The 25,525-nt window shown below is 62.2% G+C and carries 25 protein-coding genes and 1 riboswitch; of the genes, 10 read left to right on the plus strand and 15 right to left on the minus strand.

Annotated elements, in window-relative coordinates; translation table 11 throughout:
• Window positions 1-30 precede the first annotated feature (30 nt).
• The 5 genes from BW967_RS09805 to BW967_RS09825 all read left to right on the plus strand — a co-directional run bounded on the left by BW967_RS09805 (window position 31) and on the right by BW967_RS09825 (window position 5,849).
• Window positions 31-1,983, plus strand: coding sequence for a Hint domain-containing protein (locus BW967_RS09805; protein ID WP_076484899.1), 1,953 nt, complete (start codon window positions 31-33; stop codon window positions 1,981-1,983).
• Between the two features lie 96 nt (window positions 1,984-2,079).
• Window positions 2,080-2,180: riboswitch (TPP riboswitch) on the plus strand.
• Window positions 2,181-2,216: 36 nt separating this feature from the next.
• A complete protein-coding gene (locus BW967_RS09810; RefSeq protein ID WP_076484900.1) occupies window positions 2,217-3,206 on the plus strand; it encodes a thiamine ABC transporter substrate-binding protein in 990 nt (329 codons plus the stop codon).
• Window positions 3,182-4,726: an ABC transporter permease subunit gene (locus BW967_RS09815; protein ID WP_076484901.1), complete on the plus strand. Its 1,545-nt coding sequence runs from the start codon at window positions 3,182-3,184 to the stop codon at window positions 4,724-4,726. The genes BW967_RS09810 and BW967_RS09815 overlap by 25 nt, the downstream gene beginning before the upstream one ends.
• Window positions 4,710-5,405 (plus strand): thiamine ABC transporter ATP-binding protein, encoded by a 696-nt coding sequence (locus BW967_RS09820; RefSeq protein WP_076484902.1) that lies wholly within the window; start codon window positions 4,710-4,712, stop codon window positions 5,403-5,405. The genes BW967_RS09815 and BW967_RS09820 overlap by 17 nt, the downstream gene beginning before the upstream one ends.
• A 96-nt stretch (window positions 5,406-5,501) precedes the next feature.
• Window positions 5,502-5,849: a hypothetical protein gene (locus BW967_RS09825; RefSeq protein ID WP_245826510.1), complete on the plus strand. Its 348-nt coding sequence runs from the start codon at window positions 5,502-5,504 to the stop codon at window positions 5,847-5,849.
• A gap of 36 nt (window positions 5,850-5,885) precedes the next feature.
• On the opposite strand, the gene BW967_RS09830 is transcribed toward BW967_RS09825, so the two are convergent.
• Window positions 5,886-6,320, minus strand: coding sequence for a c-type cytochrome (locus BW967_RS09830; protein WP_175610442.1), 435 nt, complete (start codon window positions 6,318-6,320; stop codon window positions 5,886-5,888).
• A 334-nt stretch (window positions 6,321-6,654) separates the two neighbouring features.
• Between BW967_RS09830 and BW967_RS09835 the strand changes: the two genes are divergently transcribed.
• Window positions 6,655-7,002, plus strand: coding sequence for a DUF2794 domain-containing protein (locus tag BW967_RS09835; RefSeq protein ID WP_076485043.1), 348 nt, complete (start codon window positions 6,655-6,657; stop codon window positions 7,000-7,002).
• Between the two features lie 2 nt (window positions 7,003-7,004).
• Here the strand turns inward: BW967_RS09835 and BW967_RS09840 are convergent, their stop codons facing one another.
• From BW967_RS09840 to BW967_RS09850, 3 genes are all read right to left on the minus strand, one after another.
• Window positions 7,005-7,832 carry a C40 family peptidase gene (locus tag BW967_RS09840; protein ID WP_076484904.1) on the minus strand — a complete coding sequence of 276 codons (828 nt, stop codon included), beginning with the start codon at window positions 7,830-7,832 and terminating at the stop codon, window positions 7,005-7,007.
• Complete coding sequence (locus tag BW967_RS09845; RefSeq protein ID WP_083952110.1) at window positions 7,829-9,232, minus strand: leucyl aminopeptidase family protein; 1,404 nt, start codon at window positions 9,230-9,232, stop codon at window positions 7,829-7,831. The genes BW967_RS09840 and BW967_RS09845 overlap by 4 nt, the downstream gene beginning before the upstream one ends.
• 71 nt (window positions 9,233-9,303) lie before the next feature.
• The gene (locus tag BW967_RS09850; RefSeq protein WP_139327824.1) at window positions 9,304-9,684 is read right to left on the minus strand and encodes a hypothetical protein; all 381 of its coding nucleotides are present in this window, start codon (window positions 9,682-9,684) and stop codon (window positions 9,304-9,306) included.
• Window positions 9,685-9,831: 147 nt separating this feature from the next.
• On the opposite strand from BW967_RS09850, the gene BW967_RS09855 reads away from it, so the two are divergent.
• The gene (locus BW967_RS09855; RefSeq protein WP_076485044.1) at window positions 9,832-10,482 is read left to right on the plus strand and encodes a carbonic anhydrase; all 651 of its coding nucleotides are present in this window, start codon (window positions 9,832-9,834) and stop codon (window positions 10,480-10,482) included.
• A gap of 54 nt (window positions 10,483-10,536) precedes the next feature.
• Window positions 10,537-10,983, plus strand: a complete 447-nt coding sequence (locus BW967_RS09860) for a hypothetical protein (RefSeq protein WP_139327825.1) — start codon at window positions 10,537-10,539, stop codon at window positions 10,981-10,983.
• Between the two features lie 291 nt (window positions 10,984-11,274).
• On the opposite strand, the gene BW967_RS09865 is transcribed toward BW967_RS09860, so the two are convergent.
• The 11 genes from BW967_RS09865 to BW967_RS09915 all read right to left on the minus strand — a co-directional run bounded on the left by BW967_RS09865 (window position 11,275) and on the right by BW967_RS09915 (window position 22,782).
• A complete protein-coding gene (locus BW967_RS09865; RefSeq protein ID WP_076484907.1) occupies window positions 11,275-11,688 on the minus strand; it encodes a hypothetical protein in 414 nt (137 codons plus the stop codon).
• 154 nt (window positions 11,689-11,842) lie between these two features.
• Entirely contained in the window at window positions 11,843-13,444 is a 1,602-nt protein-coding gene (locus BW967_RS09870) for a DUF4139 domain-containing protein (RefSeq protein ID WP_076484908.1), read from the minus strand.
• Between the two features lie 113 nt (window positions 13,445-13,557).
• Entirely contained in the window at window positions 13,558-14,580 is a 1,023-nt protein-coding gene (locus BW967_RS09875; protein ID WP_076484909.1) for an aspartate-semialdehyde dehydrogenase, read from the minus strand.
• Between the two features lie 111 nt (window positions 14,581-14,691).
• Window positions 14,692-15,873 carry an MFS transporter gene (locus BW967_RS09880; protein ID WP_076484910.1) on the minus strand — a complete coding sequence of 394 codons (1,182 nt, stop codon included), beginning with the start codon at window positions 15,871-15,873 and terminating at the stop codon, window positions 14,692-14,694.
• A gap of 129 nt (window positions 15,874-16,002) precedes the next feature.
• Complete coding sequence (locus tag BW967_RS09885) at window positions 16,003-16,485, minus strand: Hsp20 family protein (protein WP_076485045.1); 483 nt, start codon at window positions 16,483-16,485, stop codon at window positions 16,003-16,005.
• A 147-nt stretch (window positions 16,486-16,632) separates the two neighbouring features.
• Window positions 16,633-17,409 (minus strand): trypsin-like serine peptidase, encoded by a 777-nt coding sequence (locus BW967_RS09890; RefSeq protein ID WP_076484911.1) that lies wholly within the window; start codon window positions 17,407-17,409, stop codon window positions 16,633-16,635.
• A gap of 57 nt (window positions 17,410-17,466) precedes the next feature.
• Window positions 17,467-18,750, minus strand: coding sequence for a glycolate oxidase subunit GlcF (gene glcF, locus BW967_RS09895; protein WP_076484912.1), 1,284 nt, complete (start codon window positions 18,748-18,750; stop codon window positions 17,467-17,469).
• Window positions 18,750-19,823 carry an FAD-binding protein gene (locus tag BW967_RS09900; RefSeq protein ID WP_076484913.1) on the minus strand — a complete coding sequence of 358 codons (1,074 nt, stop codon included), beginning with the start codon at window positions 19,821-19,823 and terminating at the stop codon, window positions 18,750-18,752. Before BW967_RS09900 ends, glcF begins: the two co-directional genes overlap by 1 nt.
• A 60-nt stretch (window positions 19,824-19,883) precedes the next feature.
• Window positions 19,884-21,314 carry an FAD-binding oxidoreductase gene (locus BW967_RS09905; protein WP_076484914.1) on the minus strand — a complete coding sequence of 477 codons (1,431 nt, stop codon included), beginning with the start codon at window positions 21,312-21,314 and terminating at the stop codon, window positions 19,884-19,886.
• Between the two features lie 75 nt (window positions 21,315-21,389).
• Window positions 21,390-22,187, minus strand: coding sequence for an SseB family protein (locus BW967_RS09910; RefSeq protein ID WP_076484915.1), 798 nt, complete (start codon window positions 22,185-22,187; stop codon window positions 21,390-21,392).
• Entirely contained in the window at window positions 22,174-22,782 is a 609-nt protein-coding gene (locus tag BW967_RS09915; RefSeq protein ID WP_076484916.1) for a uracil-DNA glycosylase family protein, read from the minus strand. Before BW967_RS09915 ends, BW967_RS09910 begins: the two co-directional genes overlap by 14 nt.
• A 171-nt stretch (window positions 22,783-22,953) precedes the next feature.
• Here BW967_RS09915 and BW967_RS09920 point away from each other — a divergent pair, with 171 nt between their 5' ends.
• Window positions 22,954-23,607 (plus strand): ABC transporter ATP-binding protein, encoded by a 654-nt coding sequence (locus BW967_RS09920; protein ID WP_076484917.1) that lies wholly within the window; start codon window positions 22,954-22,956, stop codon window positions 23,605-23,607.
• Window positions 23,591-25,525 carry a KpsE/RkpR family capsule polysaccharide export protein gene (locus BW967_RS09925; RefSeq protein ID WP_076484918.1) on the plus strand — a complete coding sequence of 645 codons (1,935 nt, stop codon included), beginning with the start codon at window positions 23,591-23,593 and terminating at the stop codon, window positions 25,523-25,525. The genes BW967_RS09920 and BW967_RS09925 overlap by 17 nt, the downstream gene beginning before the upstream one ends.

The following is a 25,525-nucleotide window of genomic DNA, read 5'->3' on the forward strand; positions in this document are numbered from 1 at the left end:
TACGGGGCATGCACTTCACAGGGGTCTTGGGTGACGACCTATACGTTCACGGGCTATAATTTCACCGATTACGTGCCGGTGAGTGGCGCGCCCAATGTGGGCGCGACGTTCCGCATTAGCCCGGATTTTGATGCCGCAACCGATGCGATCACCTTCACCGTCACCGATGATGACACAACGCTTTCGGGTGGCAGCGGGTCGATCCAAGATGCGACGCAGCAAACCGCCACCGTTACCGATGCGCTGGGCAGCACGCTCTACTCCGGCACGATCCGGATCGGCTGGGAAGCCACCTTCACCCTGCCCGATGGCTCCACCGTCCATGTCTGGGATGTCTGGACGGGGGATAGCGGTGGCTCGCGGATTGGGCTGATTGCCGATGCCGAACTGCCCCCCGGCGTCACCTTCCAGATCACAGATTATGTGGAAGGCACCAGTTCCTCCGTTTGGCCCAGCTATTCGGCGATTTCCGACCCCACAACCGACCCAGACAGCAGCCAGACGATCCTTGGCGGGAACTTGGCGGATTCGCTTTACGGCGGCGATGGCGATGACAGCATCGACGGGGGCGCAGGCAACGACACGATTGATGGTGGCGCGGGCAATGACACCATTGATGGCGGCACAGAGAATGATGCGATCTATGGCGGCACGGGGGACGACAGCCTCACCGGCGGCAGTGGCGATGATCAGATCTGGGGCGATGACGGTGCTGATACGCTTTCAGGCGGCGCGGGCAGCGACAACCTAACGGGCGGGGCGGGCGACGACCTGTTCCTGATCAGCGATGCCGACGATTTCGACAATATCGATGGCGGCACCGAGACTGACACGATTGAGTTCAGTTCCAGCACGCAAGGGGTCACCGTCACTTGGTCGGGCGTCACCTCGGGGAGCTATGATTTTGACGCCACGACCGGTTCGGGCAGTTTCAACAATGTCGAATCGATCACCGGCACCGATTACGATGATACCTTTAATGCCTCTGGCGCCGGATCGGGCGTGTCGGTCGATGGTGGTGCGGGCGATGATGTTTTCACCGGATCGAATTTTGCCGATAGCCTGACTGGCGGGCTGGGCAATGATACAATCACCACCGGGACCGGCGCTGATACGATCTCGATGACCTCGGGCGACGGGGTCGATACCGTCACCGATTTTGACCTTACGGGCCTTGGCAGCGGGCCAACCACCGACCAATTGGATACCTCTGCGCTCACCGGCGGCACCGGCACGGGCGGTACGGTCCGCGCCTTTGACGTGGTTGTGACCGATGATGGCTCGGGCAATGCGCTCCTGACCTTCCCCTCGGGCGAGCAATTGCTACTGACGGGTGTCGCACCTGCCTCTATCAGCTCCGCCTCCAGCCTGCATGCGATGGGCATTCCCTGCTTTGTCGCGGGAACGCAGATCGCCACGCCCTCCGGGCCGCGCAAGGTGGAAAGCTTGAGGCCGGGGGATTTGGTGCTGACCCGCGACCATGGCGCGCAACCCGTTCTATGGGCCGCAGGGCGAACAATCGCCCCCCAGACACTTGCAAACCGCATTGCGCTGCGCCCGGTGGAGATTTTCGCGTCGGCGCTTGGCAACACCCAGCGCCTACGGGTTTCGGCGCAACATGCGGTTTTGGCCGAGATTGGCGGCATTCCGCAACTGCTGCGCGCCAAACATCTGGCGGAATTTGCGCCCCATCTGGCGCGTGTGCTCAAGCCGCGCAGCGCCATATCTTATCACCATCTGCTTTTGCCCACCCATGCGCTGATCTGTGCGGAAGGGGTGTGGAGCGAAAGCCTCTGGCCCGGCCCGATGGCCTTTGCCGCGCTTTCGCCTGCCGACAAAGCGGGGCTTTTACGCCTGCGCACTGATCTTGCGGCGGGGCTTTTGGGGCTGGCACCGATCGAACCGGCCTACGGGCCGCCCGCGCAACCGATCTTACGGCGGCGCGCGCTGCGCCACCTTTTGGGCGTGCGTCTCACAGCCTGATCCGCTCCCGACCTAGTGCAAATGTCCCGAGCATCCGCGGATGCCGCGAGCCAAACCACTTTGCGCTTGCGCCGCGCTCGGTTCCCTCTATCTTCCGATCCCACCTCGGGGTGCCCAGTTGGGCTGAGATGCGCTTGCGCGAACCCGTCGAACCTGAACCGGTTAAGACCGGCGGAGGGAAGGTGCCGGGCTCTCCCGGCCTGACCCCGCCCGTCAGGCCATTGGAGAGAGAAATGACCAAACCTCTGATGCTTGCGGGATGTCTTTTGGCGGCACTGCCTGCCTTTGCAGAAGATATGCCCACGCTCACCGTTTATGCGCCCGAATATTTTACCTCGGAATGGGGCCCGGGCCCAAAGATCGAGGAAGGCTTTGAAGCCATTTGCAAATGCGATCTGAAATTTGTCGCGGGCGATGTTCTGCCGCGCATCTTACTTGAGGGGGAAAACACCCAAGCCGATGTGGTGATTGGGCTCAACACCGATGTTTCGGCACGTGCGCGGGCGACCGGGCTATTCGCCCCGCATGGCCAAGACCTAGCAAGCCTGACGATGCCGGTCGCTTGGGAGGATGCGGTTTTCTTGCCCTTTGATTGGTCGGAGACAGCCTTCATCTATGATCGCACCAAGCTCGCCAATCCGCCCGCCTCTTTTGCCGACCTGCTCGCGGCCCCTGCCGATGCTTACAAGATCGCCATTCAAGACCCGCGTGCCTCAACCTCGGGCCTCGCGCTGCTGCTTTGGGTGAAGCACATCTATGGCGACAAAGCGGGCGAGGCTTGGGCGAAGCTTTCCCCAAAGGTGCTGACCGTCACGCAAGATTGGTCCGAAAGCTATGGGCTTTTCACCGAAGGCGAGGCGGATATGGTGCTGAGCTTCACCACTTCGCCCGCCTATCACCGCATCGCCGAGGGCGATGACACAAAGGTCGCCGCGATCTTCCCCGAAGGGCATTATTTCTATGCGGAACTCGCCGCGCAGCTGAAAGGCGCGAAGCACCCCGAACTTGCGCAGGCGTTCATGGATTATATCCTGTCGGACGCTTTCCAAGGCATGATTGCCACCGCAAACTGGTCCTATCCGGTGATCGAAAAGCCGGGCTTCCTGCCCGAAGGTTTTGCCACCCTACCGCGCCCCGAAACCACCTTCTTCTATTCGGAAGAAGAGGCCGAGGCGTTGCGCGGCCCGGCGGTTGAGGAATGGCGCGCGAATTTCGGCAAATGATCCCGGCGGCACTGGCGGCGACTTTGGTGGCCGCACTGGTGCTGGCGCCCCTTGGTGCGGTGATTGTCCGCGCCGGGGGGCTTTCGGCTTTGGCCCCCTCGGATCTGGAGGCACTGCGGTTTACGCTTTGGCAAGCGACGCTTTCGGCGGCGATCAGTTGCGCCTTGGCGGTACCGGTGGCGCGCGCGCTGCATAGGCGCCGCTTTCCCGGGCGCGGGCTTTTTATCGCACTGATGGGGGCACCATTTTTGCTGCCCACCATCGTCGCGGTGATGGGGCTTTTGGCGATTTTGGGGCGCCGTGGCGTGGTCAATAGTGGGCTGACGGCACTGGGCTTGCCAGAGCTTTCGCTTTACGGGCCGCAAGGCGTGGTGGTGGCGCATGTGTTTTTGAACCTGCCGCTCGCCACGCGGATGCTGCTGCATGGCTGGCAAGCGATCCCGTCCGAACGGGTGCGGCTAGCGTTGTCACTTGGCCTTCCGCCTGCGCAAATCCACCGCCAGTTGGAGCGCCCGATGCTGCGCGCCATCCTGCCCGGCGCGTTCTTGGCGATTTTCCTTGTCTGCCTGACCTCTTTTGCCGTGGCGCTGACCCTGGGTGGTGGGCCGCGCGCCTCCACGCTGGAGGTCGCGATCTATCAAGCCTTTCGGTTTGAGGCCGATCTGGGCCGCGCCGCGGCGCTTTCGGCACTGCAAATTGTCCTGGCGCTGGTGGCGCTTGGTATCGCATCGCGGCTCACCTTGCCTAGCGCTTTTGGCGCGGGGCTCGACCGCGCTTGGCCGGCGAATTTAGCCCCCGGCCGCCTGCACCGCGTGATCGACACCACTGCCCTTTTAGCCGCAGCGGCGTTCTTGCTGGCGCCACTGCTTGCCATTGCGTTGCGGGGCATTGGGGAAATCCCAACGCTTCCCGCTTCGATCTGGCACGCGGCCCTCACCTCGATCTTGCTCGCAATCGGCGCAACGGCGCTCACCCTCGCGCTGGCCCTGCCGCTTGCCCTTGCCGCGCCGCGCGCGCTCTGGTCCGAAGCGGTGGCGATGCTGCCGCTTACGGCGTCTGCTTTGGTGCTAGGGACGGGGCTGTTTTTGATCGTCCGGCCCTTAGTTGCACCCAACACACTTGCGTTGCCAGTGACGCTGATCGTCAACGCCACGCTCTCTCTGCCCTTTGCTGTGCGGCTGCTGCTCCCCGAAATCCGCACCCTTCAGGCGGACTATGACCGGCTCGCCGCGAGCCTGAACCTTACCGGCTTTGCCCGGCTAAGGCTGCTCACGCTTCCCCGGCTTGCCCGCCCCTTGGGCTTTTCTGCGGGGATCGCCGCCGCCTTTTCGATGGGCGATCTTGGCGTGATCACGCTTTTTTCGGATGGTCAGATTAAAACCTTGCCGCTCGCCCTTTACAGTCTGATGGGCAGCTACAGAATGGATCAGGCCGCCGGAGCCGCTTGCTTGCTGATGGCCCTCACCTTCGGCCTTTACGCCCTCTTCGACCGGATCGGAGCCCATGCTGACCCTCGATAAGCTCCTGATCGAGCAAGACGATTTCCGGCTCTGCGCCGATCTCACCCTCAAGCAAGGCTCCTGCACGGCGATCCTCGGCCCTTCGGGTGCGGGAAAGTCCACGCTGCTGACCACGCTGGCTGGGTTCCTAAACCCAACCTCGGGCCGCCTGCTGTGGGACGGTGAAGACATCATGGCGATGGCCCCCGGCCTGCGCCCGCTGTCGATTTTGTTTCAGGATCAAAACTTGTTCCCGCATTTGAGCGTGGCGCAAAACCTTGGGCTCGGCATCTCGCCGCGCCCAAGGCTCAGCGCTACCGATCATGCGCGTATTGCCAAGGCGCTTGACCGCGTTGGGCTTTCGGGGATGGGGGCGCGCAAGCCGGGGTCGCTTTCGGGCGGGCAGCAGGGGCGGGTGGCGCTGGCCCGATGCCTGTTGCGCGCCAAACCGCTCTTGTTGCTGGATGAGCCCTTTGCAGCGCTTGGGCCCGCGCTGAAAGCCGATATGCTGGCTTTGGTGGCCGAGATTGCCGACGAACAGGGCACTACGGTGATCATGGTCAGTCATGACCCAAATGACGCCAAAGCACTTTGCTCAGAAACCGTGCTTTTGGCCGATGGTGTCGCGCAGCCTCCCCGCCCCACCGATGATCTGTTGGCCGACCCGCCGCCCGCACTCGCGGCCTATCTTGGCCGATAAAGCACAGCAGCGCCCCCTCACCGAGCCGTGCCTTTGCAAGCCCTTGGTGCATCGGTATAACGGGTTCAACAGCTAGCCACCCCAACGGATGGACCGATGATGATTTCGAAATTCGCCCTTTTGCTGCCGATGGCCGCCGCTTTGTCGCTTTCTGCTTGCACCAATCCCGAACCCGCCCCGGTGACCGATCCCGTGCCCACGCCGCATATGACGGCGCCGGTTTCACAACTGGGAGCTTTGGAAGAGCGCGAACCCGATACCTGCCACGCCGCAGAGTACACTTCGGCGCTGGGGCAACCTTCGGCCATCATCCCGACGCTGGGGATCACCCGCCCGATCAATGTGGTCGAATGGCGTGGGATCGAGCCGCAGGAATATAATCCGCAACGGATCGTGTTCCGGCTCGATGTGAACGGCAATATCTTCAACATTGATTGCGGCTGAGCCAAAGCTCAACCGCACACGGCCCAGAAGGTCTGGTTACATCTTGAACCGGCCGTGGCAATCCTTGCAGGCGGCCTGAACCGGGTTGAGTGTATCGGCGATATCTTTGGCCGAGCCGCCTTTTAGCTCATTTGCGGCCTTCAAAAGCCGGTTCACCTTCAGGCGAAACTCAGAGCGTTCCTGCCAAATGATCGGCAGCGCTTCGGAAACAGGGTCATCTGCGGGCGCTTTGAAGGCAGGGCCAACTTGGTCCGCATCGCGGCGCAATGCCTCGATCACCGCTTCGATCTTTTCGGCATCATAAGCGATTTTACCGCTGGCCGTTTCAGACAACAGCTTGCTGTGCGCCTTGAGATCCTGCATCAGCGCGATCCGCGCCTTCACATCGGGGTCTTTTGCCTCTTCCCCCGCGATGGCGGCGGTTCCAAGGGCAAGGCTCAGGGCCATCATCGGGATCAGTCTTGCGTGCATCAGGGCCTCCTCGTTCTTGGCGGCAAGATGCGGGCAATGCTGCGGCAAGGCAACCAAAAGCCGATCACGAAAACGAAAACCCCGCCCTTGCGGACGGGGTCTATCGTGCGAAAGCCGCCCCGGTGAGCGAACTGGGTGGGGGCTGTTGACCGCCCACCGGGGCTTCAGCGTTTTCCGCTGCGTTCCCTTTTCGCTGCAAAAGCAGGCGCAACTTCGCTGGCTAAAAGACATTTTTCAGACCATTTTCGGGCCATACCAAGGCAAGGTAAATATCCGCAGACTGCGTTTTTCGCGGGGCATTGATTTGCTGCTTCGGCGGTGTCACCATTTGGTCATGACGCTGCAACCACCAAGCCCGTTTCCACCGCCTTCTTCTGCGCCCGCGCAGGTGGCTTTTGACAGGATGGAGCTTGGCGCGATCCTTGGCCTCTATGGGCGCATGGTGGCGATGACCGAGGCGCGCGACTATGCGATGAGCTTTTTGCGCGATCACGCGGTCTTTGCGATCTTTCGGCGGACCGCAGAAACCCCGCTTTACCGGATCGAAAAGCGCCCAAGCCTGCGCAACAAACAAGGCCAATATGCGCTGATCGGGGCGGAGGGGCAGGTGCTCAAACGCGGCCACGAACTGGCGCAAGTACTGCGCGTGATTGAACGCAAGCTGATCCGCGCGGTGGATTGACGTTAGACTGGGCGTTTACGGCCAAACCAACGCGCCTCGCCGCTTGCCGCAATGCGTGCCAAGCACGCGTCGATCGGTTCGTAGACCACCGCCATCGCATGGCCATTGGCATGGAGCAGCAGATCGGGGCTGACGGCTATGGCGATATGCCCCGCCCAAAAGAACAGATCCCCGCGTTGGGTGGAGGTATCCTCGGGCAGGAAATCGCCAAAAGCTGCGCGTTGCAGATCGCTGTCGCCCGGACAGGCGCGGTGGCAAAGCGCATAGGCCAGTTGCACCAAGCCCGAACAATCAATGCCAAAGCTCGCATTGCCACCCCAAAGATACGGCGTGCCCAAAAGCCGCTCGGCCACCGAGACGGGGTCAGTCTCAGGCAGATCAATCGGGCGCAAATGTCTGGCGGGCACCCAGCCCTCGGGCGTGCGGGCCAGATCGCCCGCTTGATCGAGCACCGTGAGCCGCGCGCCAAGCGAAAGCGCGCCATGCTCGCCACGCTTGATTGAAGCTTCACGGTAAAGATGCGTACCGCGCGTTACCACCACATGGGTGGCAGGGCTTGGCGGGGCCAAGGCCAACGCTGTGATCCAGCCGCAATAGCCATCGGCTTGCGCCTGCACAAAGGCGCTTTCGCCGCGCCGCTCAATCACCACAACTTCAGCCCCGTAAAGCAGCTGTCGGTCCCGCCCGCCCTCGGGCTTGGTGGACAGGTCAACAACAGGCGAGCCGATGCGCGCGGGTTCACCCGGCACAAAAGCTTCGGCTTCCACCTGCCCATGCAGGGTTTCGAGCGCGAAGCGGCCCGAAAACGGGCTCAGGCGCGCGTCACTCATAGCGCGAACAGCGTCGAGAGCGCGCCGCAAATCGCCCGCCCGCCTTGACCAAAGCCGCCCTTTGCGCGGCCCGGTGCCGCGGTCGGTTGCCACGCATAAATGTCAAAATGGGCGAAACGCTCGGTCTCGGTCACGAAGCGGCGCAGGAAAAGCGCGGCCGTGATGGACCCGGCCATACCGCCCGAAGGCGCGTTATCCAGATCAGCCACGCCCGGCTCAATCATCCCCTCGTAAGGCACCCAGAACGGCATCCGCCAGAGCGGATCGGCATTCGCTTGGCTTGCCACAGCGAGCGCCTCGGCCAAGTCTTCATCATCGGTGTAGAACGGCGGCAGGTCCGGCCCCAAGGCCACCCGCGCCGCGCCCGTGAGCGTGGCCATGCAACAAATCAGATCAGGGGCTTCTTCATCCGCTGCGGCCAAAGCATCGGCCAAAACCAGCCGCCCCTCGGCATCGGTATTGTTGATCTCAACACTCAGCCCCTTGCGCGAGGTGAAAATGTCACTGGGGCGGAAGGCGTTGCCCGCAACCGCATTTTCCACCGCCGGGAGCAAAACACGCAAGCGCACCGGCAGCCCCAGCGCCATGATCATATGCGCGGTGGCGAGCGTATTGGCCGCGCCGCCCATGTCTTTTTTCATCAGCCCCATGCTGGAGCCAGGCTTGAGGTTAAGCCCGCCCGTGTCAAAGCACACCCCTTTGCCCACCAGCGCGACCTCCGGCCCCGCATCGCCCCAGCGCAAATCAATCAAGCGCGGCGCGCGGGGGCTGGCCTGCCCCACGGCATGAATGAGCGGATAACCCTGAGCTAAAAGCTCTTCCCCCACCACGGCGGTGACAGTGGCCCCATGCAAAGTGCCAAGCGCGCGGGCAGCCTCTTCAAGCTCGGCTGGCCCCAGATCATTGGCGGGAATGTTCACAAGGTCACGCGCTAAAGCCTCGGCCTCGGCCATCACCTCAAGGCGATGGGCGTCCAAGCCCTCCGGTGCCACAAGCCGCGCGCCGGGGGCTTTCGCCTCGGCGTAACGATCAAACCGATAGCCTTCAAACAGCCAGCCCAGTGCTTCGGTTGAAAGATCAAACTCCTCCAACTCCCCCGCAAGCTGCCACGCGCCTGCAGGAAGCTTAGCGGCAAAGCCTGCAAGCGTGAACCGGCTCCGGGCGCGTTTTTTGGCGCCGCCAATCCCCCCCAAAGCGCCCGCAAGTGCGCCGGTTTCATCCGCCAACAAACACAGGCTGCCCGCCGCGCCGGTAAAGCCCTGCGCGGTGGCAAATGCTTGCTGCGCAGCGCTCAGCCCCCCAGGGAGGGGAGCGCCTTGCGTCACGAGATACAAAGGAAGCGCTTCTGCCCCGCTGTCGGCAAAGCGCATTTCGGGGCGGAAACGGAACAGGTCGGTCATTGAGGCAACTCCGGGCAATTTACCCCAAGCCTAGCGCGCCCAACACCGCCTGCAAGCCCCGAAGGATTGGATCAGATACGCATATCCTGCAAATCCCACACAGCGGTGAGCGAGCGCTCCGCGATCCGCACCAAACGCGCCAAAACCGCCGCTTGCGAGATTTTGTCTTTACGCTCAACGCACAAAAGCAGATCTTCCGCCACGCGGGTCAGCATCACCATGCCCACTTGCCCGGCAAGCTTCGCCATTTCGCGCGCGGCCCGCTCAAGCAGTTCCGCCCGGCCTTCTTGCGCGGCCAATTGCGCCGCCACCAGATGCACGGCCAAGTCTTCCATCGCGGCGGCAATCAAGCGCTCGGCGCCCAATTCCCCCAATTCCGCATAAATCACCACAAGGCGGTCCGGATCGAGCCGCACCGGCTCGTCCATCCGCAGCTTTTCAATTGCGCTCACCCCAGCCTCCGCTTTCGCACCTTGACCCCCACGGTCGCGGCCAGATTGACCTGCAAGCCTCAAGAAAAGGTTGAGAGGCGGCGAAAAAACCCTCGCATTTGTTAGGCTTGCACCCTATCTCAGCGAAAAGCAGCGATGGGGATGATGATGAAAGACCATGTGCGGCCCTTGCCCACCTATCTGATGAACCGCTATCAGGGCTGGCGCGCCACCACCTATGAGCAAAACCGCCCGTGGTATCGCCGCCTTGCAGATCAGGGCCAGCATCCCCGCGCGATGGTGATTTCGTGCTGTGACTCGCGGGTGCATGTCACCTCGATCTTTGGCGCGGATGAGGGCGAGTTCTTCATCCACCGCAATATCGCCAACCTCGTGCCGCCCTATAACCCCGATGGCGATCACCACGGCACCTCTGCGGCGATCGAATATGCGGTGACCACGCTCAAGGTCGCGCATGTGATTGTGCTGGGCCATTCGGGCTGCGGCGGGGTCGCCGGTTGCCATGCCCTTTGCACCGGCCAAGCGCCGCATCTGGAAGACAAGACATCGTTCGTGGGCACTTGGTTGAACCTGCTGCGTCCGGGCTATGAGCGGGTGCAGCATGTCGCGGAAACCGAGCGCGTGACCGCGCTTGAACGTGAGGCCGTGGTGATCAGCCTTGAAAACCTGATCACGTTCCCCTTCGTGCGCGACGCCGTCGCGGCAGGTGACATGAGCCTGCACGGGCTTTGGAACGATATCGGCGAGGGGACGCTTTGGCAGTTCAACCCCGAAACCGAAATCTTCGAGATGCTGTGAAAAAGGCTTAACGCGCTTTACCGCTTTTTAAGCTTAATGGGCGAATCTCGGTTCATGACCCAGAACCGACTCGTAACCCTCCGCTTGCCCACTGCCTTGATCGCCAAGATCGAGGCGGCTGCTCGGCTGCAAGAAGAAACGCCCGCCGAACTGATCCGCCGCGCGCTTTCCGACGCGCTGACGGAGGCCCCTTCGGTGGTCCCCAAAAGCGATATGGCGGTGATCTCCTCCGCCTTCGAAACCGCCGTTGGCTGGCTCGACCTTCAAGCGAAGCTGCGTAAGGCAGGCTTTGTGCTGCGGCTCGATGATGACCGGCTTGGCCTGCACGAATGGCCCTCGGATCATTTCGTGCTTTGGATCGAGGAAATCGGCCATTCGCTGGCCGAGCTCATGCTGCAATTCCGCGCCCCCTTCCCCGGCGCACTCACCCGCAAAGCGGGGCTTGCGACAAACGGGATCAGCCGAACTGGCTCGGGGCGACGACCGGGGCGGGCTGCCTGAAGGCTTTCCGCCACACCGCCAGAATGGCGGCGTCATGCGGCCCCTTGAACCTAGGGGCCAGGACCTGATCGCGCGCAGAACGCCCTCGATCAGGTGCCTTATTCAAGATGGCAGAGAGACTCTGCCATCTGACTTTTCGGTCCCGTAGACACAGGGACTTAGAGGCGCAGCACTCCTTTGGCGGCACGCTGCGCCGTGTTTTATCTTACAGAAATGGGCGGAAATATCCGTTTCCTGCGGCCGTCTTCTGTGTGAAATGAACGGCCGTAGACTACAGGCGCAGTTCCGCCTTCAGGCTTGTTCCATCGCCTGCGTCAGCACGGCCAGCATTTGTTGCGGCGTCATCGCGCCATAGGTGCCCGACAGCGCTTGGTCATAAACCAGAACAGTGCCAAGCCCATATTTCGTCAGATCGACGTGAATCTGGCACCGCATCGAAAGCTTGCGATGCGCCTGATCGAGCGACCAGTCCGTGATCTCAACGCGAATATCGGGGCCTTGATGCACGATTTTGTTCTGGTTGCCCGTCACTTGAAACGGACCACTGGCCTGATGGCCACTGACGAGGCCACTCCATTTTGCATTGAACGCAAGGCCGAACGTGTTCGGTGACATTTCAATGAGCGTGAGCGTGATTTCGCTCTTCTCGACCCCGAACAACCCATACGTGCGTTTGTCGGTTTGTGTATCGATTACGTGGTTCATAGGCTGAGCCTCCCTAGCCCCGCTAAAGGACCTACCCGCCGGGGCGATACGAGCCTTTTCAGCCGAAGGCGGATCCGACCCGATCCGCCTTCGGCCTAAGGCAAACGTAGCGCGTTCCACCGATTCGCTCAACTTAGAGTTGTTTTACTTCAACTCAGCGCAGCATTTGATCTGCGGGCCAGCGCATCGTTGTTTGCAGCGTGATGTTTTGCACCGCGCCGGGCGCCAGATCGAAGTCCCACGCCAAAAGACCCCGCTTATCGTCCCAATTCGCCGTGGTTTCAGGCGGTGTGGCGGTATGGGTAATCTGAAGATCTTCCTGTTCTGAATAGGGCACACGGTCGATCAGGCGCACGGCCCAAGCCTTGTCGGTCAGGTTTTCGGCGGCAATTTCAACCCGCTCGCTGCGCTCATTCGTTTTCGAAATCAGCCCGCGGTCGCCCTCATTCGCGCTTGGGATCACCCGCTTGAGCTTGAGCCCGTCAATCGCGCCAAAGCCAAGCCGCAGCTTATCGCCCGCTGCGGTGAAGGGCATTTCGGCGGTGCCCACAACCGCGCCATCAAGCCAAAGCACCGCCTCGCCGGGCAAGATGGGTTCGGCCCCGTTCACACCTTCGGCCACACGAAAGGCGGTATCGTCGCGTAGCGGCACCGCCTCGGCCAGCACCTCAACCGGGCGTTCCAACTGGTCAAGCTTGAGCCGCAAATCCTCCACCCCGTCGCGGATATCGACCGCGCCAGCATAGCTATAGGTGACCGTTTCGCCCTGCATTTCCATTTGCATCGTATCAGCAACGGGCGCAGGCGCAGCTTCGATCATCGGCATTTCTTCATAGTCAGCCAGTTTCCCCATCGCTTGGCGCGACATCGCGGGCGGCTCAGACGGGCCAATGCGGCGCCGATCCGGCCAAAGCTCCGAAGGTTGAGATTGCTCCGAGGGGCGCGCGGTCGAAAGCGTCAGGGTCACCCCGGTCCAATCCTCGCCCGAGGCTTGATGCACCGAGACATAGCGATCAAAGACCAATTTGCCTGCCGCGCTCTCAAGCCGGATGTCATAGCTTGGCATCCAACCCGCCGCATCGACATAGGTCGTGATCGTCACCTGCCCTGCCCCGGCAACGCTCATCAGCAGCGCATCACTTTGCGTGGCTGGGTTTTGCAGCGCGTTGAGCGCTTGTTTCGCCTTTTGCACCGCTTCGCGCGCGGGCTTCAGCCCCGCTTCAGCCCGGCGCACCTCTGCCTCGGCAGCCACGCGGGCCTCTTCTGCGGCTTGCACCCCGGTAGCCACCGCTTGGGCAAGTTCGACCACCTGCGCGGGCGGCGTATTGGCGGTATCGAGACCCTTGAGGAAAGCGGCCTGCGCCTCTGCAGCAGCGACCTTGGCTTTCATAGCGGCAATCGCATCTTCTTGCGTGGCCAGTGCCTCGCGCGCAGCATCGAATGCTTCGCGCGCCGCTTCCAATTCGGGAGACGTGACATCTTCGGCAACGGGCTGGCGTTCATCGATCAATGTCACCGCGCCCACAGTCACCCCGGTGCCAGCCACGCGCAGCGCCTCGGGCAACGTGTGATCGGGCAAATTGGGCACCAGAACCTCACGCGCGCCTTCGGGCACGGTGAGCGTCCGCGTCACTTGGGCTCCCCATGGGAACAGGGTCACCGCCTCCAGCGTCGCGGGAATTTCGGTCGGCGCTGCAAAAAGCGCGCTTGGCGCGGCGGCCAGCATCAATGCAGAAATCAAAGATAGTTTGGGCATGGTCTCCTCCCTATGCTCACGCGCATAGGGTCTGCCCAGCCCGGTCTAAAAGCAAGAGGGCGCCCCAATGGACGCCCTCACGTTTTTCTTAGCCAGCCGTGATCAACGACGGCTTAGCCTTTTTTCAGGCAGCGCTGGCCCAGCACTTCGGCGATTTGCACCGCGTTCAGCGCCGCGCCTTTGCGCAGGTTGTCCGACACGCACCACAGGTTCAGACCATTTTCAATGGTGCTGTCTTGGCGGATGCGCGAGATATAGGTCGCATATTCACCGACACATTCGATCGGCGTGATATAGCCACCCGCTTCGCGCTTATCGACCACCATGACACCCGGCGCCTCACGCAGGATCTCGGTCGCTTCTTCCCAGTCAAGGAATTCTTCGAACTCGATATTGACCGCTTCGGAGTGGCCCACAAACACCGGCACGCGCACGCAGGTCGCGGTGACTTTGATCGACGGATCGACGATCTTTTTCGTCTCGGCGACCATCTTCCACTCTTCCTTGGTTTCACCGGAATCGAGGAACACGTCGATATGCGGGATCACGTTGAACGCGATCTGTTTCGGGTAGACCTTCGGCGCAACTTCTTGGCCGGGGACATAAAGGCCCTTGGTCTGATCCCAAAGCTCGTCAATCGCGTCTTTGCCGGTGCCCGAAACCGATTGATAGGTCGAGACGACAACGCGTTTGATTTTCGCGCGGTCATGCAGCGGTTTGAGCGCCACAACCATTTGCGCGGTCGAGCAGTTCGGGTTCGCGATGATATTTTTGTTGGTGTAGCGCACGATATCATCGGCGTTCACTTCCGGCACGATCAGCGGAATATCCGGGTCGTAGCGGTAAAGCGACGAGTTATCGATCACCACGCAGCCTTGCGAGGCGGCTTTCGGCGCATAGACTTTCGTCGCGTCCGAGCCAATCGCAAAGAGCGCGATGTCCCAGCCGGTGAAGTCGAATTGCTCGAGGTCTTGGGTCTTCAAAGTTCGGTCGCCGAAGCTGACTTCCGTGCCCAGCGACTTGCGCGACGCCAGCGCCGCGATTTCATCAACCGGAAACTCGCGCTCGGCGAGAATGTTCAGCATTTCCTTGCCAACGTTGCCCGTGGCACCGACGACGACGACCTTATAGCCCATCTAGGCCTCCTTCTCGAAAGAACGGTGCCACGTAGCTGAAACCGCCCGCTTTGGAAAGGGATTCGCGGCAATTTCGCGCGAGTGATGCCCAAAACGCGCGGTCTTGGGCGCTTAATCAGGATGCGGACGGGAAAACAGATAAACCGCGAGCCCCAGGACCACCGGCAGCAGGAAAAAGCCGAACAACGCCCTATAGGCGGTGACCGGATCGCCCCCCTCAGAGGCCAGCGCAAAGACCGGACGCGAGAGAAAGAGCCCGATCCCGGCGCCAGAGATGGACACAAGGTTGAGCGCGGTCACGCCACGCCCCACCAGATGCGGCGGCAAAAAGGCCCGGCCATGCGCCATCAGCACCGGGAAAGAGGCGCCGAAAAAGCCCACCGCAGCAAGCAAGAGCGTCGCCTGCGTCAACCCCGCGTCCGGCGCGAAGGCGAGCCAGCCAAGCGCCAAAGCCAACAGCCCGTTGCCCAAGATGGCGACCCTTTTATGCGTCCCCAAAAGCTTATCCGCCGGACCATAGGCGAAGTTGCCAAGCACCATCGCCACGCCCATCGCCAAGGTGACCGAGCCAATCAGCGCCGCATCGGCCCCATGCAGATCAGACAGCCACGGCCCCGCCCAAAGGCCGCGAATGGCGGCAGCGGCGGAATAATTGGCAAAGATCAGCGGCAAAATCAGCCAAAAGCCGGGCAAGCGGAAAATATCAATCACCGAGCCTTTGCGCCCCGGTTGCGCCTCGATCCGTTCCGGGTCGCGGGTGAAGGTGAAGATCGCGGCGGCGACCAAAAGCGTGATGAGGGTCAGCGCCCAAAGCGTGGCCCGCCAGCCAAAAGCGTCCAAAGCCGCCGCTAAGGGGGCCGCGCCCGCAAGGTTTCCAAGCGAGCCCACGCCGATCACGCCAGCCGCCAAAGTGCCAAAGAGCGCGGGTGAGAAAGAGCGAGCGAAGATGTAGTAAGAGCCCATCAAAACCGGCGCGCAGCCAATGCCAATCAGCACCATTGCGAAGTGAATGCCCATCGGCCCATTGGCCAGCGCAAAGGCCGCAGCGCCCCCGCCGCCGCCCAAGGCGAGCAAAACCCCCACCGTGCGGCGCGGGCCAATCCTATCGAGTGCCTCGCCCACCGGGATTTGCATGACCGCAAAGGCCAGATACCAAAGCCCCAAAGAGATCGCGAGATCTTCGGCGGTTGCGCCCAATTCCTCTTTCAAGACCGGCGTCAGCACCGCCAGACAAGCGCGGTAAAACTGGCTTAGCACATAGCCCGCCACCAAGAATGCAATCGACAGGCGCATGATCCCCCCAAGCCCTTCACAATCGCGCCAAGCTGCCGTGAGGCGCGCGCGCTGACAAGAGGGCAAGTGTATGGGGCACAAACGAAAGGGGCGGCCCGAAGGCCGCCCCAGTCGCGGAGGTTGCTCCCGTTACGCGTCAAGCGTTTCGGGGGCCTGAAGGGTGTCTACGGTTTTGGTGCGGATCGCGGCGGGGCCCGCAATTTCAATCCGGCGCGGTTTCAGCGCTTCGGGCACTTCGCGCACCAGGTCGATGTTGAGCATGCCATCGGTATGGCTTGCGCCGGTCACCTTCATGTGATCGGCGAGCGCAAAGCGGCGCTCAAACGCACGGGTGGCAATGCCGCGATGCAGGTAGGTCCGGCCATCCTCATCCTCGGCTTTGCGACCGGTGACGATCAGTGCGCCTTCGCGCAGTTCAACGCTCAGCTCATCCGAGCCGAAGCCCGCCACAGCGATCGAGATGCGGTAGGCATTGTCGTCCGTTTTTTCAATGTTGTAAGGGGGATAGCTCGGCTGCGCCATATCGGCGGCCAAAACCCGGTCCATCATATCGGCAACGCGGTCGAAGCCGATGGTGGCGCGATAAAGGGGCGAAAAGTCGAAAGCACGCATGTTGGTCATCCTCTCTTGAGCGATGTCTGTTTAGCTTTGATGTGCCCGCCCCAAACGGGGCCGGGCGGGTTTGCCGGGGCCCGTCATGGCACCCCGATGCACTAGATTTGGGAGAGGGAAATCCGGGTTTCAAGACCCCGAAATGCGTCAAGGGCGCACGAATTTTGCCCCACCCACGCGGCGGGTTTCATGCGTTGCGGGGGCGCGCAAGCCAAGCTCGGCACGCAGATCAGTCAAATGTTCGGTCATCGCCCCAAGCGAGACCTCATCCCCGCGCAAATGCGCCTTGGCCGACACGATCGAGACGATTTTGGGCACCCCCCCGCGCATCGCAAAAATCGGCGCGCCAGAGGCGCCATAGTCGGCTGCGCAATTCATCAACACAATCCCGCCCTCGCGCTTGAGCACATTGCACATGCTTTGCAGCGCGGGCGCCTCGGCCCGATCATGGGCATAGGAGACGACGCCGACAGTATCTCCCTCCCCCGGCGCGGTGTCTGTTGCGAAGGGCTGCACCTGTGGCAGGCGGATCGGTTGATCCAGTTCCACCAAGGCAAGATCAAAGGCGACGCGGTCGAATTTCTTGGGCCCTTCGTAAATGTAATCGGGGTGCGCCACCGCGCGGCGCGCATGGCGATAGGCCACCGCCCGACCATTGCGCCAGCCCGCGCGGAATTCGAGCGCCCCTGCGGCAATCATCTGCCCGCTGGCGGGGTCATACAGGCAATGCGCAGCCGTTAGCACCAAATCGGGCGCGATCAGCGTGCCGGTGCAAAAGCTGCCATGGCCAAGGTCGAGCCGTCCGACCGCCTCCCATCCTCGGCTATCGGTGCCGGTGGACAATAGCTTCAACCCGCTTTCAAAAGCGGCGCTCGGCACGGCACAAAGGGCCGCGAAGATGGCTGCAAGGGCGAGACGGCGCATCAAGATTACTCGGTTCCTCCGGGTCTTTGCTCCACCTAGCCTGCGGGTTCGGCAAGATTATGGCAAGGCCGCAAGCGCACGCGGTTTTGGCCCGCCCAAGGCCCAGTCGAGCAGTTCAACCGTATGCACCACTGGCACCTGCGTGCCCGAGCCAATTTGCACAAGGCAGCCAATGTTGCCCGCCGCGATCACTTGCGGCGCGGTGGCCTCCAGCGTGTCAACCTTCCGGCGCTTGAGTTCGGCGGAAATCTCGGGCTGAAGCAAGTTGTAAGTCCCCGCCGAGCCGCAACATAGATGCGGGTCAAGCGGCTCAACCACGTCAAACCCGGCCTGTTGCAACAATTCTTTCGGCGCGGTTTTGATTTGCTGGCCGTGCTGCAGCGAACAAGCGGAATGATAAGCTACCCGCAGCCCCTTCGGCGCGGCGTCCGGCAGGCCGATGGCTTGCAAAAACTCGGTGATATCTTTCGCGAGCCCGGCCACTTTTTCGGCCTGCGGCTGCAACGCATCACCTTCGAAGATCACGCCATAATCTTTCACCGTCGTGCCGCAGCCCGAGGTGTTGATGATGATCGCATCCAGATCACCCGCCGCCAGGTAGGCGCGAATATTCGCGGCGGCTTGCGCGTGCGATTCCGCCTCGCGCCCCATATGGTGTGAAAGCGCGCCGCAGCAGCCCAATTTCTTGGGGATCACCACCTCACATCCCAGCCGCCGCAGAAGCCGGATCGTGGCATCGTTGATATCGGTATCGAGCGCCTTTTGCGCGCAGCCGGTTTGCAGCGCGACACGGTAGCGACGCGGCCCGATGGGCGCAAAGGTCTGGGCGCGGTCATTTTTCGAGGCTTTGGGCAAATGCGCGGGGGCCATCGCAAGCATCGCTTGAAGCCGCGCGTCAGGGAAGGCCCAAGCGAAGGGCTTGGCGAGCCGCGCGCCACGCATCGCAAGCCGGAACCGGCGCGGATAGGGCACGGTTTTCGCCAGCACGAAGCGCAAGAACCGCTCGAACACGGGGCGCTTATAGGTGCGCTCCACATGCGCGCGGGCATGGTCAATCAGATGCATATAATCCACGCCCGACGGGCAGGTGGTCATGCACGCCAAACATCCCAAGCAGCGGTCAATATGCTTGGCGGTGCGCGCATCGGCGGGCCGCCCTGTTTCGAGCATTTCCTTGATCAGATAGATGCGCCCGCGCGGGCTATCAAGCTCATCGCCCAGCACTTGGTAGCTGGGGCAAGTGGCGGTGCAAAAGCCGCAATGCACACAGGCGCGCAAAATCTTGTTCGCGCGCGCAATCTCGGGGTCGGCCAATTGTTCGTTGGTGAAGGAGGTCTGCATCAGCCCATCTTTCCGGGGTTGAAAAGGCCCTTGGGGTCGAAGCGCGCGCGCAGGCCGCGACTAAGCGCGGCCACGGGTGCTGGTTCGGGCTCAAAGGCCGCAAAGGCCCCGCTCAGGCAGGTGGCGTGGCCGGTATAGGGCGCGGCAAGGGCGCGGGCATCGGTTCCCTCGGCCACACGCGCCCACACGAGCCCTCCCCCCCAATCGAGCACGACTTTACCGCCAAGCCGCGCGGCAATTTCGGGCCCTTCGGAGGGTTTGACCGAGAACCGCCACAGATCACCGCGCGCGCCTTGCAAGGGTTTCACCTCGGCCAAGTCACGCCAAAGCGCAGCGCCCTCATCGCGCAAGATTTTGGGCGCATAAGCGGCCAGAACCTCCGCCAGCTTGCCCGCGCGATAGGCGACCGAATCCGCCAAACCTTCAAGCCGCACAATTACCCCCACGCCCGGCAACCAGCCCGCGCCAGAGGTATCAAATTGCGACCCAAGCGCTTGAGAAAGCACCTTTGCCGCCTGCGCCAGCGGCACATCCATCACCAGCGTTGCCTGCGCGGGGGCGGCGGGCAGCAGTTTGAACGCCACCTCGCTCAGCACGCCCAAAGTTCCCCAAGAGCCCGCCATCAGCTTGACCAAGTCATAGCCGGTGACATTCTTCATCACCCGGCCCCCGTTTTTGACCACGGCCCCGGTGCCATCAACAAAACGCACGCCAATCAGACTGTCGCGGCAGGCCCCGGCTTGAATGCGGCGGGGCCCGGACACATTGGCCGCCACCACGCCGCCAATCGTGCTTTCACCTGTGGTGCCCAAAAGCGCATTCCATGCGGCAGGCTCAAATGGCAGGCGTTGCCCCTCGGCGGCTACGGCGTCTTCAATCACCCGCAAAGGCGTGCCTGCGCCCGCAATCAGCGTCAGCGCGCCCGGCTCGTAAAGCGAAATGCCGGAAATGGCGACTTGCAGCGCCGTGCCGCCCCCCTGCCCCACAGGCCGGGTGCCACCGCCGATGCTTTGCAACGGCCCAGTGGCCTCGCGCACCACATCGGCCAATTCGCTTTCGCGCGTCACTCTCATGCCATTTTGCCTTCGACTTTGCTTAAATATCCCGGGGGTCTGGGGGCAGCGCCCCCAGCCTTAGCCACGCCGCGCGGCGCTGACGTGGAGCGGAAACACCTTGGCGGCGTTCAAAAGCCACGCGGGGTCAAACACATCTTTCACCCGCATCTGCGCTTCCAGATCCTCCGGGGCGAATTGCACTTCCATCAGGTCGCGCTTTTCCAGCCCCACGCCATGCTCGCCCGTCAGGCAGCCGCCCGCCTCAACACAGAGTTTGAGGATTTCGGCCCCCATGCGCTCGCAAAGCTCCTGCTGACCGGGTTCGTTGGCGTTATAGATAATGAGCGGGTGCATATTGCCATCACCCGCGTGGAAGACATTGCCGACCTCTAGCCCAAACTCTTGCGAAATCTCGCCAATCCGGCGCAGCACTTGCGGCAAGCTCGATACCGGGATCGTGCCATCAAGGCACATGTAATCGCCCTTTTGCCCCATTGCCCCAAAGGCGGATTTGCGGCCCAGCCAAATGCGTTTGGCTTCATCGGCCGATTGTGCCTCACGAAACTCAACTGGGTTATGGCGCGCAGCGATTTGGCGAATGAGGCCCAGTTGCTCGGCAATCTCGGCCGCGCTCCCCTCGCATTCGACAATCAAGAGCGCCTCGCAATCGGGGTAACCCGCATGGCAAAAGGCCTCGGTCGCCTCGATACAGGGGCGGTCCATGAATTCAATCGCCACCGGCAAGATGCCCGCGCGAATGATATCGGCCACACAGGCCCCTGCGACTTCGTTCGAGGCATAGCCGATCAGCACGGGGCGCGCGCCTTCGGGCTGGCGCAAAATGCGCAACGTGGCCTCGGTCACCACGCCCAACTGGCCCTCAGAGCCGCAAATCACCCCCAAAAGGTCGAGCCCGCCCGCATCGCAATAAGGACCGCCGATTTCGACCACCTCGCCTTGCATAGTGACGAGCGTCACCCCCATCAGGTTGTTCGTCGTCACCCCGTATTTCAGGCAATGCGCCCCGCCCGAATTCATACCGATATTGCCCGCAATCGCGCAGGCAAGCTGGCTAGAGGGGTCGGGCGCGTAAAACCAACCCTGCGCCTCAATCGCGCCGGTGACGGAAAGGTTTGTGCGCCCGGCTTCCACCCGAATGAAGCGATTGTCGAAATCGACCTCAAGCACCCGGTTCATCCGCGCAAGGCCAAGCACCACCGCATCCGCCGAGGGCATCGAGCCGCCCGCAAGCGAGGTGCCTGCCCCGCGCGGCACCACCGGCACGCCTATCTCGTGGCATAGTTTTAACGCGGCAGCGACTTCGGCTGTGGTGCGCGGCAGCACCACGGCCAAAGGCGCACAACGATAAGCCGAGAGCGCATCACATTCATAGGCGCGCGTCTCGGCGGGATCATCAATCACCGCATCGCGCGGCAGCACCTTGCGCAACGCTTTGACGATACGCGTCTTTTGCGCCAGCACCGTGGTGCTGGGAACTGGCATATCCATGATTTCTCCTCCGCTCCGGTCAAACTTTATGACCAATTGAGGAGATTCGCGCAATGAAAAGCTCGGCGCGACGCCTTAGCGCAGGATTGGCGGCTTGTCCGGGTCCATGCCGGGCGGCGTGCGGCCAAGCTCTTGCACCTCTTCCTCCACCCGCTCGGGAAGATGCAACACCAAGGCCTTTTCCATCAGCACTTCAGTGGCCGCGTCATCCTCTTTCAAGAAGGTGACATCAATCTCGCCCGCCTCGAGCCCCGAAAACGCCAGCGCTTCGGCCATCGCTTTCGCAATACCGGGTTGCGCGGGTTCGGGCGCACCGACAAAGGCGAGCACGTGGCCACGCCCTCCGCCCTCATAAGTCACCCCGCCCAACAGCGCATGGGTGGCAAGCCCGGCAAGCTGGTCAAACTTCGCCTCAAACGCCGGAAGCAGCAGGCCGAGCACCGCGGGCGGCAGGTTTGGCGCGTCAAACGCCACCGGGGTGGCCGAGGTCGCCTGCGGCGCATGGGTCAAGGTATGAGTCAGCCATTCAAGCGCCTCGGGCGGCAAAAGCATCGCGGAATTGGCGACGCCTAAATTGATGCCAAGCCCAACCCCCTCACCCGAAAGGTTTTGCGCGATCACCCGACCGGGCAGCGCCGCATAGGGGGCAGGCGCGCCGACAAAGGCCGAAAGCCGCTCTTCGAGATCAAAGGCCAAGATGAAATCGCCGTCTTCTGTGGCAAAGACTTGCGGGGTGATGTCTTCATCCACGGGCTCTTCTTCCAAGAGCACGAACAGTTCGGCATCGGCAAGCCGGTCGTAAACCGCCAGCCGCAAAGCCTCGTTTTCCGGGGTGGCTTCCATCGCCGCATGGGCACGATCATATGGGGTCATTGAGCACCTCCTTCACGCGGGCGCGCAGCGCGGGCACAACCTCGCCCGCGAACCACGGATTGCGTTTGAGCCAAGCCGTATTGCGCCAAGACGGATGCGGCAAGGGAAAGACGCGCGGCGCCTGCGATTTCCACCCCATCACCGCCTGCGTGAGCCGCTTTTCCCCAAGGTGCCAGCGGATTGCCGCGCCGCCGACCAAAAGCGTGCATTCCACCTGCCCCAAAGCGTCTAGCACCCGCGCGCGCCAGGTTTGCGCACAAAGTGGCGGCGGCGGCAGATCGGCCCCCTTGGTATCATAGCCCGGAAAGCAAAAGGCCATCGGCACAATGGCAATACGGTCGCGGTCATAAAAAGTGGGCTCGTCTACCCCCATCCAATCGCGCAGCCGATCCCCCGACGGATCGGTGAAGGGGCGGCCCGAAGCATGCACGCGCGCACCGGGCGCTTGACCCACGATCAAAAGCCGTGCGCCGGGGCGAAACCACACCACCGGGCGCGGTTGATGCACGGTGGCCGTGGCGGCAAACCGCCCCGCGCACAGCCTGCAAGCGGTGATGCTTTCGATCAGCCTCTCGGCACTTTCAGCGGGCGGCATCTGGCCTTCTTCGTTTCGCACCCGGCAACAAAATCGCGCGGATTGTAGAAAGATCGCGCATTCGGACATAATATCGCCCAAAAGCGAACGTAGGCGGTATCTTAACCAGTTCAGGTCACGATCGCCATGGTGGGCAGATAACAGGCAACAATCACGGGCCGGACAGGAGCCATGCTCGAATTCGACAATGTCAGCAAGTCCTTCTGGACGGGCAAGCGCCGCAAGGTGATCTTGGATCAGGCGTCGTTCCGTGTCGAATTGGGCAATTCTTTGGGCATTCTTGCCCCCAACGGCACAGGCAAGACCACCATCGTCAACATGATGGCGGGTCTGGAAAAGCCCGACGAGGGCGAAATCCGCAAAAGCTGCCGGGTGTCTTTTCCGCTTGGTTTCATGGGTGGCGTCGTCAACAAGCATTCGGGCCGCGAAAACGTGCGCTATATTGCGCGGCTCTATGGGCTCGACCCGGATTATGTGGAAGCCTTCTGCCGCTGGCTCTGCGGGATCGAGGAATATTTCGACATGCCGGTGGGCACCTACAGCCAAGGCATGCGGTCGCGTCTGACCTTTGCACTGCTGTTGGCGCTTGAATTTGACATTTACCTGATCGACGAGGGCATGCCCTCGACCACCGATGTCGAGTTCAACCGCAAGGCAGGGTCGATCCTGCGCGACCGGCTGAAAGATGCCACGGTTGTCGTGGTCTCGCACCAGCCGAGCACACTTGAGAAATTCTGCCGCTCTGCGGCGGTGCTGCGCGATGGGCAGCTTTACATGTTCGACACTCTGGAAGAAGCGAAACGGATGTATGACTACCATGCCTAAGGCCGCCAGATACCGCATCCGCCGCGCCGGTGCTGCCCCGCAGCCCGCCCCCCAGCCCAAAGCCGGGACCAATCTGCATTCGGTCGAGGAACTGCTGCGCCGCCGCGCCAAGCGTGGCGAGGTGCTGAACGCGACCCAACACGCCGCGCAAACTGCTGAGGAAAATCAAGCGCCACCGGCAGATCCTCAAAGCGAACAACAGGCGGCGCCTGCCGCCGCGCCGCGTGCAAACGCCAATCCGCAACAGCCCGCGCCCCAGCCCCCGGCCGCAAAGCGCCCCGAACCGCCGGAGGCCCTTTTTGAGCCTGAGGACGATGGCTTCGGCGATGAACGCTTTCCCACCGCCGCACCGGTGGGACCGGGCAGCGAAGTCTTGGGGCCGAACGAGCGCACCGCAGAAGAAGACATTGAAGCGATCCGCGCCGAAGGGCTGACCGGGCGACAATTGCGCCTTGCCCGCCGAACCGCGCAAAAATACGGAGTCGAAGCGACATCTGATTTTGAAGCGGTGCTGATGCTACGTCGGCGCGGGATTGACCCGTTTGATCGCGGCGCACTTCTGGCGCTTGAAAAATCCAATCAAGAAGCCGTGGCGCAAGCCACCGCAGCGGCCACCCCGGCGGTGGTCGGCGGGCGCGGGTCGGCCACAACCAAAGCCCTCGCACGCCTTGATGGCGCCGGTGCCGACACCCGCGTGCAACTGCCGCAAACCATGGCGCCCGGCCAACTTCCCGCCCCGCAAGGCGCCCCGCCGCTCGACGAAGGCGCACGGGCCCGCGAGATCATCCGCATCCAACGCGACATCGCCAAACGCCGCCGCCGCAAATTGTTGCTGCTCGCCGCGCGCCTGACGTTTTTTGTCTTCCTGCCCACGCTTCTGGCCGGGTGGTATTACTTCGTCATCGCCACGCCGATGTATGCCACCAAAACCGAATTCGTGATCCAAAAGGCCGATAGCATGGGCGGGGCGACGGGCCTTGGCTCGCTCTTTTCCGGCACGCAACTCGCCACCAACCAAGATTCGGTCACGGTGCAAAGCTTCTTGCAATCACGCGATGCGATGATGCGGCTCGAGGCCGACAAAGGTTTCAAGGAGCATTTCGCGCAAGAGGGCATCGACCCGCTGCAACGACTTGACCCCGACGCCACGAACGAGGCCGCCTACAAGGTCTATAAGCGCAATGTGAAGATTGGCTATGACCCGTCCGAAGGCATCGTGCGGATGGAAGTTGTCGCCGCCGACCCGCAGGTGTCTAAGGCCTTTTCCGAGGCGTTGATTTCTTACGCCGAAGAACAAGTGGACCGGCTCACCTCGCGACTACGCGAAGACCAGATGCGCGGTGCCCGTGAAAGCTATGAAGATGCCGAGGCCAAAGTCTTTGCGGCCCAAGCCAAGGTGCTGGAGCTGCAAGAAAAGGTTGGCATTCTGGACCCGATGGCGGAAAGCAGCGCGGTTATGGGGCAAGTCACAGCCTTTGAAACCGAACTGCAGAAAAAGCGGCTCGAGCTCGGGCAATTGCTCGACAACCCGCGCCCGAACCAAGCCCGCGTTGCCGGGGTTCAAGGCGACATTTCGCGGCTGGAAAGCCTGATTTCCGACCTGCGCGGCCAATTGACCGAGCGCACAGGGTCAACCGAATCCCTCGCTTCCGTCACCGGGCAATTGCGGATCGCCGAGGCGGAATTGCAGACCCGTCAGGGCCTTCTGTCTGCCGCCGCGCAGCAAATGGAAGTGGCGCGGATCGAGGCCAACAAACAGGTGCGCTACCTTGAAATGGGCGTGCGCCCCGTGGCCCCCGATGAGCCCACCTATCCGCGTGCCTTTGAAGATACCCTTCTGGCCTTCCTGATCTTTTCCGGTATTTACTTGATGCTGTCGCTGACAGCCTCGATCCTGCGCGAACAGGTGTCGAGCTAA

Source organism: Rhodobacter aestuarii (genome assembly GCF_900156655.1).
GTDB lineage: Bacteria > Pseudomonadota > Alphaproteobacteria > Rhodobacterales > Rhodobacteraceae > Rhodobacter > Rhodobacter aestuarii.